The organism is Erythrobacter sp. S158, from assembly GCF_057364915.1.
Map to the genome: position 1 here is coordinate 684964 of NZ_CP200279.1, position 15120 is coordinate 700083.

The 15120-nt window shown below is 61.1% G+C and carries 17 protein-coding genes; 11 read left to right on the forward strand and 6 right to left on the reverse strand.

Annotated features, from left to right (window positions below):
* Window positions 1-51 precede the first annotated feature (51 nt).
* From AC0V6T_RS03340 to AC0V6T_RS03375, 8 genes are all read left to right on the forward strand, one after another.
* On the forward strand, window positions 52-537 hold the full coding sequence (locus tag AC0V6T_RS03340) for a DUF3617 domain-containing protein (protein ID WP_486124311.1): 486 nt from the start codon (window positions 52-54) through the stop codon (window positions 535-537).
* Between the two features lie 32 nt (window positions 538-569).
* The gene (locus AC0V6T_RS03345) at window positions 570-1127 is read left to right on the forward strand and encodes a DUF3617 domain-containing protein (protein ID WP_486124313.1); all 558 of its coding nucleotides are present in this window, start codon (window positions 570-572) and stop codon (window positions 1125-1127) included.
* A 162-nt stretch (window positions 1128-1289) separates the two neighbouring features.
* Window positions 1290-2078, forward strand: coding sequence for an esterase/lipase family protein (locus tag AC0V6T_RS03350; RefSeq protein WP_486124315.1), 789 nt, complete (start codon window positions 1290-1292; stop codon window positions 2076-2078).
* Window positions 2079-2186: 108 nt separating this feature from the next.
* Complete coding sequence (locus tag AC0V6T_RS03355) at window positions 2187-3638, forward strand: circularly permuted type 2 ATP-grasp protein (RefSeq protein ID WP_486124317.1); 1452 nt, start codon at window positions 2187-2189, stop codon at window positions 3636-3638.
* Window positions 3638-4582: an alpha-E domain-containing protein gene (locus AC0V6T_RS03360; protein ID WP_007164827.1), complete on the forward strand. Its 945-nt coding sequence runs from the start codon at window positions 3638-3640 to the stop codon at window positions 4580-4582. The genes AC0V6T_RS03355 and AC0V6T_RS03360 overlap by 1 nt, the downstream gene beginning before the upstream one ends.
* Window positions 4579-5406: a transglutaminase family protein gene (locus AC0V6T_RS03365; protein WP_486124320.1), complete on the forward strand. Its 828-nt coding sequence runs from the start codon at window positions 4579-4581 to the stop codon at window positions 5404-5406. Before AC0V6T_RS03360 ends, AC0V6T_RS03365 begins: the two co-directional genes overlap by 4 nt.
* Window positions 5407-5467: 61 nt before the next feature.
* On the forward strand, window positions 5468-6211 hold the full coding sequence (locus AC0V6T_RS03370) for a proteasome-type protease (protein ID WP_486124322.1): 744 nt from the start codon (window positions 5468-5470) through the stop codon (window positions 6209-6211).
* A gap of 138 nt (window positions 6212-6349) precedes the next feature.
* Complete coding sequence (locus tag AC0V6T_RS03375; RefSeq protein WP_486124324.1) at window positions 6350-7012, forward strand: response regulator transcription factor; 663 nt, start codon at window positions 6350-6352, stop codon at window positions 7010-7012.
* 150 nt (window positions 7013-7162) lie between these two features.
* Here AC0V6T_RS03375 and AC0V6T_RS03380 read toward each other — a convergent pair whose 3' ends face one another.
* The 5 genes from AC0V6T_RS03380 to putP form a co-directional block, all read right to left on the reverse strand.
* Entirely contained in the window at window positions 7163-7921 is a 759-nt protein-coding gene (locus AC0V6T_RS03380) for an extensin-like domain-containing protein (RefSeq protein WP_486124326.1), read from the reverse strand.
* Window positions 7922-8042: 121 nt separating this feature from the next.
* The gene (locus AC0V6T_RS03385) at window positions 8043-8432 is read right to left on the reverse strand and encodes a VOC family protein (RefSeq protein ID WP_486124328.1); all 390 of its coding nucleotides are present in this window, start codon (window positions 8430-8432) and stop codon (window positions 8043-8045) included.
* Between the two features lie 58 nt (window positions 8433-8490).
* Window positions 8491-9210, reverse strand: a complete 720-nt coding sequence (locus AC0V6T_RS03390) for a cytochrome c biogenesis CcdA family protein (RefSeq protein ID WP_486124330.1) — start codon at window positions 9208-9210, stop codon at window positions 8491-8493.
* Window positions 9211-9238: 28 nt separating this feature from the next.
* Window positions 9239-9640, reverse strand: a complete 402-nt coding sequence (locus AC0V6T_RS03395; protein ID WP_486124332.1) for a thioredoxin family protein — start codon at window positions 9638-9640, stop codon at window positions 9239-9241.
* 97 nt (window positions 9641-9737) lie between these two features.
* Window positions 9738-11234, reverse strand: coding sequence for a sodium/proline symporter PutP (gene putP / locus AC0V6T_RS03400; RefSeq protein ID WP_486124334.1), 1497 nt, complete (start codon window positions 11232-11234; stop codon window positions 9738-9740).
* A 212-nt stretch (window positions 11235-11446) separates the two neighbouring features.
* Between putP and budC the strand changes: the two genes are divergently transcribed.
* On the forward strand, window positions 11447-12250 hold the full coding sequence (gene budC / locus AC0V6T_RS03405; RefSeq protein WP_486124336.1) for a meso-2,3-butanediol dehydrogenase: 804 nt from the start codon (window positions 11447-11449) through the stop codon (window positions 12248-12250).
* Window positions 12251-12470: 220 nt separating this feature from the next.
* On the opposite strand, the gene AC0V6T_RS03410 is transcribed toward budC, so the two are convergent.
* Window positions 12471-13241, reverse strand: coding sequence for a hypothetical protein (locus AC0V6T_RS03410; RefSeq protein WP_486124338.1), 771 nt, complete (start codon window positions 13239-13241; stop codon window positions 12471-12473).
* Window positions 13242-13342: 101 nt separating this feature from the next.
* Between AC0V6T_RS03410 and AC0V6T_RS03415 the strand changes: the two genes are divergently transcribed.
* Together AC0V6T_RS03415 and AC0V6T_RS03420 are read left to right on the forward strand one after the other, a co-directional pair.
* Window positions 13343-14212, forward strand: a complete 870-nt coding sequence (locus AC0V6T_RS03415; protein WP_486124340.1) for a LysR family transcriptional regulator — start codon at window positions 13343-13345, stop codon at window positions 14210-14212.
* Between the two features lie 166 nt (window positions 14213-14378).
* Window positions 14379-15107, forward strand: coding sequence for an extensin family protein (locus tag AC0V6T_RS03420; RefSeq protein WP_486124342.1), 729 nt, complete (start codon window positions 14379-14381; stop codon window positions 15105-15107).
* Window positions 15108-15120: the final 13 nt, after the last annotated feature.

The following is a 15120-nucleotide window of genomic DNA, read 5'->3' on the forward strand; positions in this document are numbered from 1 at the left end:
CCAAGGCAAAAGGTCGCGCCGAATCATTCACAAGTCGAAGGGAGATGCTTCGTGAAAGCATGGTTGATCGGCGGCGCGCTTGGCGCTGCTCTGGTAATTGGCGGCACCGCTTCAAACGCGCAGATCGATCCGGGCGATCGTCCGATGGCGGGTCAGTATCGCGCGACGACGACTTTCCTGTCGATCGACATGCCCGGCGCTCCGCCGGAGATGGCGGGCATGATGAGCCAGATGATGTCGAATTCGGTCACCTACTGCCTGACCGAGGCCGAGATCGCCGATGGCTATCGCGCCATCACTGATCGCTCGACCCGCGATGCGCAGGACTGCACTTACGAGCGCTTCGATTATTCGGGCGGAAAAATCGATGCGGTGATCGAATGCAGGGTCGACGGGCAGAATATGCGCATGGAAATGACCGGCACGGGCGGCGCGACATCGTCCGACATCACGATGACGATGATCGGCGATTTCGGAATGGGCGATGGCTCGATGAAGTTGCGTTCACAGCACGAGCGCATCGGCGAATGCGGTTGAGAATGTTTGAGACAATCCGGGAGGAACACGAAATGAAGAATATGATTATGGCCGCAAGCGCGGTGTTTATGCTTAGCGCTTGTGGCGGGGCGACTGACGCCGATGCTGATGGTGACGGCACGATCACCCAGAAGGAAGTTCAGGCAGCGATGGGTGATGTGTCCATTTCGCCGGGCCAGTGGGAGAACACTGTCGAATTCGTCGACATCAGCTTCGATGAGACGAAGGTCCCCGAAGAAGCGCGCGGGATGCTCACCGGAATGCTTGAAGGCATGAAGGGGCAGATCAACACGACGCAGAACTGCGTCACGCCAGAAGAGGCCGAAAAGCCCGCCGCCGAAATGTTCTCTGGCAACGAGAACGCCGATTGCGAATACAACACGTTCGAATTCGGCGGCGGCACCATGAACATGGAAATGACTTGCCAGGACCCGTCCTCGGGCACGGCCAAGATCACCAACACTGGCACTTATTCCGATGATGCCTACGAGATGGACATGACAGTTGCGATCGAAAGCCCAGAAATGGGTACGATGACGATTGCGGCATCGAGCAAGGGCAAGCTGATCGGGGAATGCCCGGCCGAATAAGAACCTCGGCACAAGCGAACAGAAGCGATGGCGGCGGGGGTGAAATGCCTTCGCCGCCTTCTTTTGTTACAGATATGTGAAACGTTGCGATTGTGTGGCACAAATTGAGATCTGATGGGTTAGTTGAACTGAATCTTCACCTCCTATTCACGGCCAAGGGGTATGCCTTTTCGTCTTATGGAACACCGCGCATCCTTTCTGGACAGTCCCCGCGCCCGCTTTGGTGACGGTGAGTTCGCGCGCCGCATCGCGCTCGCGCGGGAGGTGTATCCAGACCAGGAAAATGGCAAGCCGACGCTCGCCAAACTGGCTGGTGAACTGAGCTATCTCGCCGAGCCGCTGCGCCGGCTCACGCGCCGGATCGATATTCTCAAGGCCGAAAAGCCGCAGATCATCATTCTCATGCCCGGCTTCGCCACGGGCCCGCACCGTATGCGCTACATGGCCAAGAACATCGAGCGCGCCGGACACAAGGTGAAGAACTGGGGCTTGGGCCGCAACTGGGGCGTTGCTCAAGAAAGCATGGACCGCCTCGAAGACCGCCTGTTCGAAGTGTGCGAGCGTTACGAGACCTCGGTTTCGCTCGTTGGATGGAGCCTTGGTGGCCTCTACGCGCGCGAACTTGCGAAGCGGCATCCGATTTGCGTCAACAAGGTCATCACGATGGGCTCGCCCTTTTCGGGTAGCCCGCGTGCGAACAATGTCTGGCGCGTCTATCAGGCGATCGCCGGACACCGCGTTGATCAGCCACCGATCGAAGCCGATCTTGGCCAGAAGCCTCCGGTTGAAACCATCGCCTTGTGGAGCCCGCTCGACGGTGCGATCGCGCCGCGCAGTGCGGCTGGCCTTCCCGGCCAACGCGACCGTGCAATCGCGCTTCGCTGCACGCATAACGGTTTCACCTATGCGCCGGAGTCGATCCTGACGGTTCTTGAACAGCTCGACCGTTGAACGAGCGGGTCACGTGCCCGAAATCGCGCCCCTTTTAATTGGAACGTCTTTCATTAGACTGTGTTGATCTAGTGCAGCACGGCCTGATGGGAGCAAGCGCGCAAGTTTATGGCAGGGGATGAGCCGGGCACTCCGGAAAATTTCGACGAAATGCACTTTGCAGGTGGCGACATTCGCCCCGCTTATGATGCCTATTGCGATTGGTACCAAGAGCAGGAGCCCGCACTCCTCAAACGCAAGAATGCCGAAGCTGACGAGAGTTTTCGCCGCACAGGCATCACTTTCAACGTTTACGGCGAGGATGAGGCCGAAGAGCGCCTGATCCCGTTCGACATGGTGCCGCGCATCATCACTGCGGCAGAATGGCGCAAGCTCACCCGCGGAATTGAACAACGCGTGAGCGCACTCAACGCGTTTCTCTACGATCTCTATCACCGGCAGGAGATCGTGCGCGCAGGGCGACTGCCAGAAAGGCTGCTGCGCAACAACGATGCTTGGCTGCCCAACATGGTCGGCATGACACCGCCGGGCGGCATCTATACCCATATCGTCGGCATCGATCTCGTGCGCACCGGGCCGGACGAGTTCTTCGTGCTCGAGGACAATGCAAGGACGCCGTCGGGCGTTTCCTACATGCTCGAAAACCGCGAGACGATGATGGCGATGTTCCCTGACCTGTTCAGCAAGGTCGCCGTCGAGCCCGTCTCAAATTATCCGCGCCGCCTCGCACGGAGCCTTGCCGCCTGCGCTCCGCCCAAGTTCGACGGCAGCGGTGGCGACAAGCCGACCGTCGCGGTGCTGACGCCCGGCATCTACAATTCAGCCTATTTCGAACACGCCTTCCTCGCCGATCAGATGGGCGCCGAGCTGGTGGAGGGCAGCGATTTGCGCGTCGTCGATGGACGGGTGCAGATGCGGTGTACGCGCGGCTTTCAGCCGGTCGATGTGCTCTATCGCCGCGTGGATGACGACTACCTCGATCCGCTGACTTTCGAACCCGACAGCGTGCTTGGTGTGCCGGGCATCATGGATGTCTATCGCTCAGGCGGGATCACAATTGCCAATGCGCCGGGAACGGGCGTTTCTGATGACAAGGCGATCTATTCCTTCATGCCCGAGATCGTCGAATTCTACACCGGCGAGAAGCCGCTGCTGCCCAACGTCCAGACATGGCGATGCGCCGACAAGGACAGCCTTGGCTACGTGCTCGACCACCTTGAAGAGCTGGTGGTCAAGGAGGTGCATGGTTCGGGCGGCTACGGAATGTTGATAGGCCCGACCGCATCCAAAAAGGAGATCAAGGAGTTTCGCGCCAAGCTCAAGGCCGATCCAGAAAACTACATCGCGCAGCCGACGCTCTCGCTTTCAACATGTCCGATCTACACCAAGGCCGGCCTCGCGCCGCGCCATGTGGACCTTCGCCCCTATGTGCTGGTCTCTCCCAACGGGATCGAGATCACGCCCGGCGGCCTGACGCGCGTTGCGCTCAAAAAGGGATCGCTGGTGGTCAATTCGTCGCAAGGTGGCGGGACCAAGGATACGTGGGTGTTGAAAGACTGATGTTAGGACGCACAGCCAACGGCCTTTTCTGGATGTTCCGCTATCTCGAGCGGGCGGAAAATACATCGCGTCTGCTTGATGCGGCGCTCCGCATGGCTCTCACCCGCGATCTTGAGCGGGCCGAAGAGGAATGGCGCTCGGTCATCGCGACCTTGGGTCTCAAGCAGCAATACGAAGCCAACAACGACGGCTATGACGGCGCTTCGGTTTGGAACTTCGTCCTTCGCGACAAGGCGAACCCTGCGAACGTGCGCGAGATGTTCTGTGCGGTGCGCAACAATGCGCGCACGGCTCGCACCAATTTGTCGACGCAAGCCTGGGAAGCGGTCAACGAAAACTGGATGAAGCTCGACAAGCAATTGTCACGCCCCGTCAGCCAGTTGGCGCTCGGCGAAGTGCTTGCGCGCCTTCGCCGCACAGGGATGCAAGTGCACGGCGCGATGGACGGGTCGATGCTTCGCAATGAAGGCTATCACTTCGCGCGCGCGGGCACCTTCATCGAGCGTGCCGAAAGCACCGCGCGCATCCTCGACATGAAGTATTACCTGCTGCTTCCCTCGCTATCCTATGTCGGCTCCAGTCTCGACAGCGGGCAATGGGACCAGGTGCTGCGTTCGGTCGCCGGGGCGAGCGCGTACAGCTGGCTCAATGCGGGGAATATCGATGCTCGCGGGATCGTTGAATTCCTGGTGCTCGACGATCGCTTCCCGCGCAGTCTGGCATTTTGCCGCAGTGCCCTGCGCACCAACTTAGACCAGCTAGAACGCATCCACAGTCAACCGAGCGAGGCCAATCGGCTCATGCAGGAGTCGGAGAGCTTCATCGCGCACATGACGGTTGATGAGATATTCGAAATGGGCCTGCACGAATTCCTGACGCAGTTCATGGCGCGCAATTCCGCTGTCGGTCAGGCGATCGCAGACGATTACAGGTTCCTGGCATGAAACTCTCTATCCGCCACACGACGCATTATTCCTTTAGCGAGCCTGTGATCCACGCTCTTCAGCGCCTCCGGCTTACGCCCAAGGAAACGCAGGGGCAGTCGATCCTTGAGTGGGAAATGCAGTACGAAAATGCGCATCCCGAGCTTGAGTATGACGATCAGAATTTCAACACGGTCACACTGGTCGCCGTTGAACCGGGGGCCAGCGAGGTGACGGTCACCTGCACCGGCAAGGTCGAGACGCAGGACAATGCCGGCGTCATTGGTCAGCATGCAGGGCATCTGCCGCTGTGGAGCTTCCTCGCCCAAACCAAGCTTACCAGGCCAGGTCCGAAAATGCGTACGATGCTGCGAGAGCTGGGCGACCCGGAGGAGGGCGCGAAGCTCGACTTTCTCCACGCCCTCTCTGCCCGCATCCGCGACGACGTGACGTACCAGACCGGCATGACCGGCGTGTCGACCACAGCGGAAGAGGCGGTCGCTGCTGGTAACGGCGTTTGCCAGGATCACGCGCATATCTTCCTTGGCGCTGCGCGCGCCGCTGACATTCCGGCGCGCTATGTCTCCGGCTATCTGATGATGAACGACCGGATCGATCAGGAAGCCACCCACGCCTGGGCCGAGGCGCATATCGATGGGCTTGGCTGGGTCGGTTTCGACGTTTCCAACGGCATTAGCCCGGACCCGCGCTATGTCCGCGTAGCCACAGGGCGCGACTACCGCGATGCAGCGCCCGTGACGGGGATCAGCTTCGGCACGACCGAGCAGATGCTTCGGGTCGACGTCTCGGTCGAACAACAGCAAGAGCAGGACCAGCAGCAATAGCGCTTCCTGCAAGGCGCGGATTGGCGTAATTCGCGCAGCAATTCCTCTTGGAGAATCACAGATGACTTACTGCGTTGGCATGGTGCTCGATAAGGGCCTCGTCCTTATGAGCGACACCCGCACCAATTCCGGCGTCGATAACATCTCGGTGTTTCGCAAGATGTTCCAGTGGCAGGTGCCTGGCGAACGTATGATCGCGGTGATGACTGCCGGCAATCTCGCGACCACGCAGGCGGTGGTGAGCCAACTGGAAGAACGCACCAAAGCGCCCGATGAACGCGACAACACGCTCATCAAGGGTCAGACCATGTTCAATGTTGCTACCGAAATCGGGCGGCTGTTGCGCAAAACGATCGAGGAGCGCCAGAACGCCAATGGCGACCGCGGCAAAAACCGCTTTACCGCCTCGATCATTCTTGCCGGGCAGATTGCGGGGATGGAGCCGCGCCTGTTCATGATCTATCCGGAAGGCAACTTCATCGAGGCCAGCTGGGACACGCCCTTCTTCCAAATCGGCGAGACCAAGTATGGCCGCCCGATCATCATCCGTGGCTATGACCGTGACATGAGTTTTGAGGATGCGGTCAAACTGCTCATGGTCTCGTTCGATTCCACGCTGAAGGCGAACCTGTCGGTCGGCCTGCCGCTCGATTTGCTGGTCATCGGCAAGGACGAATTTGCCCCCACGCACGAACACCGTGTCATGCATGATGACCCGTATTTTGCAGAGATATCAGCGAACTGGGGCGACGCCTTGCGATCGGCTTTTCATTCGCTGCCGAGTTACAGCTTCGATTCGGAGTGAGCCGCAGGCGGCTAAATCGTGATTAACCCTGATGCGAGCGCCGATGTATAGTCGGTTTCGGATGTAAAATTGGCAGGATTTGAGCGGGTTCTAATCCGCTACTAGGCAGGCTTACCTCCACAATGGGTTAGGTCCGGCGTGAAATTTGAGGCGTGGGCGCGCACCACACTTGGCATGTCACGCAAAGCCTCTCTCCACTTCATCGACGCGAACAGTCGCCACCGTGCTGAACTTGCGCGCGTCGGGTTCCAACTGGGCCATCATGCGGAGGTGTATGGCGATTTGTCGGAACTTTCCGCTCATCCTCCTCGCGACGGGATAATCGTCGCCCGCGATCAAGCGGAGGAGGGCGGCGTTGGCATAATCCTCGAACGATTGAGCAGGCTCGGCATCTGGCTGCCTGTCATTGCGATGGATGCAGATCCACGGCCCGGACGCATCGTCGAAGCGATTAAGGCAGGCGCGCTCGATTACCTGACGCTGCCGATTGATATCGAACGGTTCGAACGCTGCCTTACCCGGATCGAGAAAGAGGCCGAGATTTTCGGCGCGGCCCGTCGCCGCATGATCGAAGCGCGAGATCGCATCTCTTCCCTATCGACCCGTGAACGCGAAGTGCTCGAATGGCTGGCCGAAGGAAGCAGCAACAAGGTCATCGCTCGCGAACTCGATATCAGTCCGCGTACGGTCGAGATCCATCGTGCCAACATGATGCATAAACTCGGCGCGCGCCATGCAGCTGAAGCTGTTCGATTAAAGATTGAAGCCAACCTGGAGCCACAGATTGAAGTGACAGCCTAGCCTTCTCGAACTGCTGCTAACCGCGCCCAAACCAGTTCTCCCAGAGCAGCGATCCCTAACCTCGCTCTCGGTGCCCGGACGGCCTCGGTATCCTGGTGGATACTGGGGTCGTTTCGCGTTTCGCGGGAAGGTCTAAACGGTGCCCTTCGGCTACCGACAGAAGCCAGTGCCCGGGCCTTCTCCGGCGCTTTCAAGATGGAAGTGATCTGCGTGTGCGCGGTTGTATTCGGGGCCAAGAACGGTTCCAAAGCGCTTGCAGGCGCTGCGATGGACAGTGCGAAGGAATTCACGTTCTGCCCGGCTGCTGCCGTTCCAACCATCGATCAGCGAAATCCGCCTCCCGTCTTCGAGAATGAAAGCGGAGACGTCGATCGCCTCGGCCCGAGCATGGGCAGAGCGGCGATTGGATCCTGCAATGTTGCGGCATGCATAGCTGCCCATCGTCTCTATCCGGGCGAGCGGGCTGCCAAGGATTTGCCGTGCCGCGCGGTCCACTCCGAAGCGGGTCCACTGTCCGAATGCAGTTGCAACCTCGCACCGGACGGGTCCGATATTGCTGATCCCGAACGACGAGGCATCGCCCGCGATCGATGAAAGCTGCACGGAACCGAGCGTGTGGCATCCGGGCGCGGCGTAAGTATCGGGCAGAGGATTGAAGTCCGCCCCCGCTGCTCCCAGCGCGTTAAGGCAGGCCGCATCCTGGGGACGGGTGACGACGTTTTGCTGCGCCGAACTGAGCCCACGTGGTGGTCGCTGAATGTATGTACCTGGCGTCGAGTAGGGCGCGCGACTTGCGCCCGCGCTTGGCGATCCGCGGTCCGACGATGACGGCACGATCGACCCGCAACCCGCAAGGGCGAGCGCGGCAAGGCCGGTCATGACAAGTGTCGAGAATCGTGCGCGTTTCATACCTAAGGATGAATACGCGAAAATGGTTAACGCCGTGGTAACGCGTAGCCTGAACGAGGTGTGCCGCGCTGCCTACCCGATAATGCGTGCTTGCCTGATGGCCGCAGCCACGCGACCGTGGTCAGGGCAGCTCTTCGGCCACCTGTTCCCACAGCTCGATTTTCACGCCGTTGGGATCGAGTATCCAGGCAAACTTGCCATAACCTTCGTCGGCGGTGTCGAGCACGTGGACGTCCTTGGCCTTGAGGCCTTCGACGAACCCGTCGAGATCGTGCACGCGCAGATTGATCATGAAGCCGCCTTTACCGGGCTTGATGTATTCGTCGTCCTTGAAGTTGCTGATGAGCGAGTAGGGATTTGTCTTGGGTTCGTCAGCCCATGCGAATTGCGGGCCGTATTCGCCGTCAACGCCCAGCTTTTCGCGATACCACGCGTGCGTCGCCTCCGGATCGGCAGCGACGTAGAAGACGCCTCCAAGGCCCGTAACGCGCGGACCATTTGCATTGCTCATGATGCTCTCCTCCCGTTCCCGGCGGGCATCATGGCGCAAAGGGCCCCTCGAAGAAAGCTCAGAAGCTGGTGGTGAAGAGGACGACGCTTTCGGGCAGCGCGTCGAGCAGGGCGATCTCGATCACCTTGTCGAAACCGGTCACGACCATCAGGCCGACTACCAGCAAAGCGGCGCCGAACAGCGGTTTGCCATATTGCGCGATCATGCTGAGCGTCTTGCGACGCTCCCCCATCGCCTTGCGCGAGCCGTAGGCGAAGGCGAGCACCGAGGTCGCGACCCCCAGGCCGAAGACGAGGAAGATGAGAAAGCTGCTGACAAGGTCCTGACCTTGGCTCGCCGCAGCGATCGCAACGCCCAGCGTCGGGCCGACGCAAGGTGCCCAGACGATGCCGAGCAACAGGCCGATGGCAAACTGGCCGTGCCAGCCGTCGCCGCTTACCTGCGACAGCCGCTGGTTGCCGAAATTGGCAATGGGGGCAGCGGCGGCGCTCAATGCAGCCTGCGCCCGCGGTACAAGCAGCACGATCCCGCCCACCGCCAGCATGGCGCCGGCGAAGAGGCGCACGGCCTGCTCGTTGATGCCCAGCGAATAGCCGAACGCGATCACGGTGAAGCCGAAGAGCGTGAAGCTGGTCACCAATCCGCCTGCGAGCGCAAGCGGTCCGAACCGGCTCTTGCCAAGCGCAGATGCCACGAGGATCGGCACCAGCGGCAGGACGCAGGGGTTCAGGATCGTGACCAATCCGGCCACGAAGGAGAGGGCAGTGCTGCCGAACATCGTCAGGCCTCAGGCGAGGGTAGGGCGCTTAGAGCGCGCCCAGAACCACGCTGCGCAGACGGCTGCGGTTGGTTTCCGCGATCGAGCGCGCGACCTCGTCCATGCCGTTGAAGACCAGCACGGTCGACTGGCGAGGGATGCGGTGAGCGCGCAGGAAGGCCTTCTCATCGTCGAAGTTGACCTTCACAAACAGCACGTCGTCGCTCTGGCGCTGCTCGCGCAGTTCGTCGAGGATCGGCGCTTGCGCACGGCAGGTCGGGCACCAGTCGGCATAGACGTCGACGACGATGGTCTTGCCCTTCTTCTGGGCCATCATGAACTCGGCTTCGTCATAGGTCTGCCAACCGGCGGTCGAGGCCTGCGCGGTCAGCTGGGTCGCGCCGATGACGAGCGCGCCGAGGGCGGCGATGAGGAGGAAGAGGCGGGTCATTGAGGTAAGCTCCAATACGGGGTGGCCCGGCTGGATCGCCGGGATTGCGCCAGGAGTTCGCGCTCGCTCGCCCTTTGGTTACAGCGCCGGGGTCATTTCACTCGGCAGGTTGCGCCGCCGGGTTCGACCCTTGCGTCACCTTGCTCACGGCGACGATGGCGACCCATGCCGCCACGAAGCCTGGCACGATTTCGTAGAGCCCTTCGCCGCCCATGAAGCTCGCATTCCAGCCAAGCGCTATCCACGCCATCACGACGCCGGCGCCCGTCACAAGCCCCGCCACCGCACCGGCTCCGGTCATGCCGCGCCCATTTTTCGGGGTCCATGTCAGCGCAAGGATGATCAGCGGCCCGAAGGCGGCGCCAAACCCAGCCCATGCGTTGGCGACAAGGCCGAGCACCTGGCTGTCCGGATCGCTCGCCATGACGATCGCGGCAACCGCGACCAGCGCCACGCAGATGCGCCCCACGTTTACCGCCTCACGCTCGGTCGCATTCTTGCGCAGGAACAGGCGGTAGAAGTCTTCCGTCAGCGAGCTCGACGAGACCAGCAGCTGCGAGGAGATCGTGCTCATGATCGCGGCGAGCAGCGCGGCGAACAGGAAGCCGGTTATGGCGGGGTGGAACAGCAGCTCTGACAGGACGATGAAGATCGTCTCGGCATCCTCGACCACCAGCCCGTTACGCTCCGCATAAGCGCGTCCGGCAAGGCCCATGCCGACAGCGCCCAGCAGCGAGACCGCCATCCATGAAAGGCCGTAGGTGCGCGCCCGAGCCACCTTCTCGACCGTATCGATGGCCATGAAGCGCACGATGATGTGCGGTTGCCCAAAGTAGCCCAGACCCCATGTGACCGCGCTGATGAAGCCGAGCAGCGTCAGCCCTTCGGTCAGGCTCAGGAACCCGTCGACCGGAACGTCGGCAAGCGAACCGCCCGCATCGCCGCCGCTTCCGAACATGACGACCAGCGGCATGATGACGAGCGCCAGCATCATGATGATGCCTTGGACGAAGTCGGTGAGGCTCACCGCAAGGAAGCCGCCAACCATAGTGTAGGCAAGCACGATGCCGCAGGTGATGACGATGCCCAGCATGTAGTCGCTCATGCCGGTGCCCGGCAGCAAGCCCGCAAAGGCGGTCTCGAACAGCTTGCCTCCGCCGACAAGGCCAGCGGCGGTGTAGACGGTGAAGAAGACCACGATCACGATTGCACTGATGACGCGCAGGTTCGTGCCCTGGTCGGGGAAGCGGTTGGCGAGGAATTGCGGAATGGTGAGCGCATTGCCGTAGCTCTCCGTCTGTTCGCGAAGGCGCGGGGCGACCACGATCCAGTTGACCACCGCGCCAACGAACAGCCCAATCCCGATCCATGCGGCGGAAAGCCCGGCAAGGTATAACGCTCCCGGCAAGCCCAGGAGCAGCCAGCCCGACATGTCGCTCGCCCCTGCGCTCAGCGCCGCAACCGATGGCGGCAGGTTGCGCCCGGCGAGCATGTAGCCCTCGGACGTGTCGGTCGACTTCCTCCAGGCGTAAAGCCCGATGGCGATCATCAGGACGAAGTAGGCGGCAAGGCTGGCAAGGGTTGCTGTGTTCATATTGAGCGCGCGCCTAACAAACCGCCGCGCCCATGACCACAGCACGAGGCCAGTTTGACCGTTTCGCTCCCCCGCTGCCGTTTCGCGCTAAGCCTCTTGCGCGCTCCCGCCCTTTGCGCGCAAGGATCATGCGCAGCCCTCGGCGCTGGCACAAAGTGCCAGCTCAGCCGTTCAGGCATCACAAACGCAGCATCACAGCAGGGGACATCACCATGGCAATTCCAGACCGTTTCGCAGGCAAGACCGTCATCATCACCGGCTCTTCGGCTGGCATCGGCGAAGGGATCGCGCGGCGCTTCCATGCCGAGGGCGCCAATGTCGTCATCAACGCCCGCAATGCAGAGAAGTGCGCGAAGGTCGCCGACACGCTTGACGCCGACCGCACGCTCACATGCCCCGGCGATGTCAGCTCCAGCGACTTTGCAAACGAGATCGTCGCCAAGACGGTCGAGCGGTTCGGCGGTCTCGATTGCCTCGTCAACAATGCGGGCGTGGGCGGTTCGTCGATGCTTCACAAGACCAGCGATGACGAGATCGACCGGATCATCGACATCAACGTCAAAGGCGTCATCTACCTGTGCCGTGCCGCAATCCCTCACCTGCGCAAGAGCGAGGCTGCGGGTGGCGGCTCGATCATCAACATCTCCAGCGTGTCGGGCATTGGCGGCGATTCCATGCTGCCGATCTACAACGCGTCGAAGGGTGCGGTGACCAACCTCACCCGCGGTCTTGCGCAGCAGATCGGCGGGATGGGCATCCGTGTGAACGCCATCAACCCCTCGATCACGCGATCCGACATGGTCGATGGCATCCTTGCCAATGATGCCCTGCTCGAAGCCTTCATGCGCCGCGTGCCGATGGGCCGGATTGGCGAGCCCGAAGATATCGCTGCGGCATGCGCTTTCCTTGCGAGCGAGGACGCGGCCTTCATCACCGGGGTTAACCTGCCGGTCGATGGCGGGGTCAGCGCATCGAACGGACAGCCCAATTTCCTCGCCTACATGCAGCAGGGGTAGGCCCAAGCCTAAGCCCCTGCTTTTGCAGCACTTGTAGGGAGAAGTGGACCGCATGTTACACGGTCCAGGGCAAAAAGCGCGTCAGTGTCACCTTATCCGCTAAATGTGTCACCTTTCGCGCGGATAGTGTCACCGTGCGCCAAAGGTCGAGCAGAGATGCGGGCGGTCCCATGCCGCGCGCCGTACCAGCCGCGCGGCATGTAGGAAAATGCGCCTCGCTCTAGGGCGTCTTCATCCAGTAGAACTCGAACTTCTCCATAGACGATCCGAAATATTGCTGATGCTCGGCATATTCGGGCGTTTGCTGGACCTTCTCGAACCCGTCGGTGGTTTCCCATTCGACGAAGGTCAGCTGGTGCGGCGCGGTCGCATCGGCGGCATAGGCCTCGCGCACCGGCATGCGCATCTTGTAGAGGAAGCGCCCGCCCGAACGCTCCACCGCCGGCTCGATCCCGGTAAGGTAGCGCTCGTAATCCGCCGCAGCCTCATCGCTCTTTAGCCATGCGATCAAGACTGTGTAGTGTTTGTCCGGATCGGCGGCGATCGTGAGATCCTCGCGTAGCTCAGCCGAATAGATATCGAGCCCGCTCCACGCCTCCGGGCGCGTTGCCTTGATTGCGGGCCAATCGGGTTCGGCCGAGAACTCGTCGAGCGCCGCCTGGCTCGGCCATGAGAAAAAGGACACCGCCTGCGGGGCGAAATCACTGCGCACCGTCTGTCGGACGTTCAGTTGTCCGATGCGCGCATACCCGTGCCGCTGCGCCAAGGGGAAAGCCGCCTGACCATAGCTGCGCGCAGCCTCGCGCCCGTCGGGTCGCTGCTGCGAGACGATGACCTGCAAGACCTCGCCGCGCTTCATGTCGAGGGTGAAGGCAGGACCGGCATTGGCGGTATGGCCGTCCGCTTTAGCGAGCGCCGAAGTGGTCCCGGAAAGGGTGGCAAGCGCAAGGCAGGTCGATGCGCCGAGCAGGATGGATTTGAATAGGGTCATGGGTCGTCTCCGGTCCGAATTGGTCGATAAACGCACCATAGAACGAAGGGATGACCTGATGTTGGCTAGATTTGCGAGCTATTTGGTGCAAAAAAGTGCCAATGAATGACTGGGACGACTATCGGCTGATCCTCGCGATTGCGCGCTCCGGCTCCTTGCGCAGTGCGGCTGGTCAGCTTGGCCTCACGCACACCACGGTCTCGCGCCGTCTCGCTGTGCTGCAGGCGCGGCGAGGGCAGGTCTTCGACAAGGTGCCCGGCGGTTATGCGCCGTCGCCGCTTGGCGAGGCGCTGATCGAAGTCGCTCAGGAGATGGAGGAGCTTTCGCTCAAGGGCGAGCGCTTCGAACGCGCAAGCAATCCTGACCTTGCAGGGCCGATCCGGCTTTCGCTGCCAGAGGCGATTGCGCAATTCCTATTGCTCGAAGATCTGGTCGAGTTCTCGCAAACCCACTCGGCAATCGACCTCCAGATAGAGACGAGCTCGCGCTTTGCTGATCTCGACCGCTCCGAGGCCGACGTGGTGGTGCGCGGTGCGAAAGATCCGCCGGGGCATTTAGTTGGGCGGCGGCTCTTTCCTAATTGCGTCACCTATTACGGGCACCGCGATTACCTTGCCTCCACTCCGCCGGAAAAGCTGCGCTGGATTGCGCCCAGCCCGGAAGCGCGCACGCCCGGATGGCTGGAGAAGTCACCCTATCCCGACGCGCCGATTGTCTTGAGCCTCGACGACGTAACCGCCCGCCACCGCGCGCTGGTTACGGGGCTTGGGCTCAGTCGCGGGGCTTGCTTCATGGCCGATCCCGAACCAGACCTCATCCGCCTGCATGGATCCGAGCCCGAGCCGCTGCAGGATATCTGGGTGCTCACTCACCCTGACCTCCGCGAAACACCGAGGATCCGGGCGCTGATGGAGCACGTCACTCAGGCAATGCTGCGAAAGAAAGGCCTCGTGACCGGCGCGCTTGGCTGACCCGGCTTTGGGAACTGAGCCTGTCTGCGTTAGCCAAGTCAGTCAATACAGACTTCCTTCTTGCAAATATATGTCTGAAGTCGGGTGAGTGCAATCAATAGCCTCCGCCCTAATGATAAGAAGTGACTGACTATTGAGTCGTCAATTGCGCGAGGGAGGATGGGCTATGACTGATATCAAGGTGAAGACGCTAGGCGGTGTAAAGATGCTTTACGACCGTTCGAGCGCAGCCGACTATGGCGTCGGCGGTGTTCCATTTGCTCCCAATATGAACCAGGCGTTCGCACAGGAATGCGACAAGGCATTCAAGGAAATGTTCGACGAGATGCAGAAGCACACCGGGCTCAAACCGAAGCTGATCTTGTCGGGCGGGGTCAGCCGCGCGGGAAGCGGCAAGAGCCTGCATCACAAGAACCGGGCGTTCGATCTCGATGGATTGCTGTTCGACGATGGCACCAACTGGGTCGCCAACACCTTCTCCCAGCGACGCCAGATCTACCTCGGGATGGAGGCAGTGCTCAGGCGGTATTTCGGTGTCGTGCTGGCCTACGATTACAACAGGGCGCACGAAGACCATTTCCACTTTGATGATGGCCTTGCGCCAGGCCTTTCAACGCGGGCAAAAAGCCACGTTATCTTCCTGCAGAACGTCGTTACCTTCGTCTATCACACACCGGTCGGCCGCGATGGTGTGTGGGGCTCGGAAACGAGCGAGGCGGTTGTCGCGGTGCGCAATGAAATGGGCATCGGCGGCCTCTCGCAGCTTGCCAACTGGAAGAAATTCTTAAGTCGGGTCGCCGTCGATGCGTTCAAGAACGAAGCCGGCAGGGTCGGCGACGTCGTGATCCCGGAACCCGAAGTTTGCCACTGCTGCGGGCAAGTCATCCCTGCCTAGCAGCAGCGGCCTA

Bases quoted from the DNA above. Each gene is read 5' to 3' on its own strand.
- AC0V6T_RS03345 (WP_486124313.1), top strand. From the start codon at position 570: ATGAAGAATATGATTATGGCCGCAAGCGCGGTGTTTATGCTTAGCGCT.
- AC0V6T_RS03350 (WP_486124315.1), top strand. From the start codon at position 1,290: ATGCCTTTTCGTCTTATGGAACACCGCGCATCCTTTCTGGACAGTCCC.
- AC0V6T_RS03355 (WP_486124317.1), top strand. From the start codon at position 2,187: ATGGCAGGGGATGAGCCGGGCACTCCGGAAAATTTCGACGAAATGCAC.
- AC0V6T_RS03360 (WP_007164827.1), top strand. From the start codon at position 3,638: ATGTTAGGACGCACAGCCAACGGCCTTTTCTGGATGTTCCGCTATCTC.
- AC0V6T_RS03365 (WP_486124320.1), top strand. From the start codon at position 4,579: ATGAAACTCTCTATCCGCCACACGACGCATTATTCCTTTAGCGAGCCT.
- AC0V6T_RS03370 (WP_486124322.1), top strand. From the start codon at position 5,468: ATGACTTACTGCGTTGGCATGGTGCTCGATAAGGGCCTCGTCCTTATG.
- AC0V6T_RS03380 (WP_486124326.1), bottom strand. From the start codon at position 7,921: ATGAAACGCGCACGATTCTCGACACTTGTCATGACCGGCCTTGCCGCG.
- AC0V6T_RS03385 (WP_486124328.1), bottom strand. From the start codon at position 8,432: ATGAGCAATGCAAATGGTCCGCGCGTTACGGGCCTTGGAGGCGTCTTC.
- AC0V6T_RS03390 (WP_486124330.1), bottom strand. From the start codon at position 9,210: ATGTTCGGCAGCACTGCCCTCTCCTTCGTGGCCGGATTGGTCACGATC.
- AC0V6T_RS03395 (WP_486124332.1), bottom strand. From the start codon at position 9,640: ATGACCCGCCTCTTCCTCCTCATCGCCGCCCTCGGCGCGCTCGTCATC.
- putP (WP_486124334.1), bottom strand. From the start codon at position 11,234: ATGAACACAGCAACCCTTGCCAGCCTTGCCGCCTACTTCGTCCTGATG.
- budC (WP_486124336.1), top strand. From the start codon at position 11,447: ATGGCAATTCCAGACCGTTTCGCAGGCAAGACCGTCATCATCACCGGC.
- AC0V6T_RS03410 (WP_486124338.1), bottom strand. From the start codon at position 13,241: ATGACCCTATTCAAATCCATCCTGCTCGGCGCATCGACCTGCCTTGCG.
- AC0V6T_RS03415 (WP_486124340.1), top strand. From the start codon at position 13,343: ATGAATGACTGGGACGACTATCGGCTGATCCTCGCGATTGCGCGCTCC.
- AC0V6T_RS03420 (WP_486124342.1), top strand. From the start codon at position 14,379: ATGACTGATATCAAGGTGAAGACGCTAGGCGGTGTAAAGATGCTTTAC.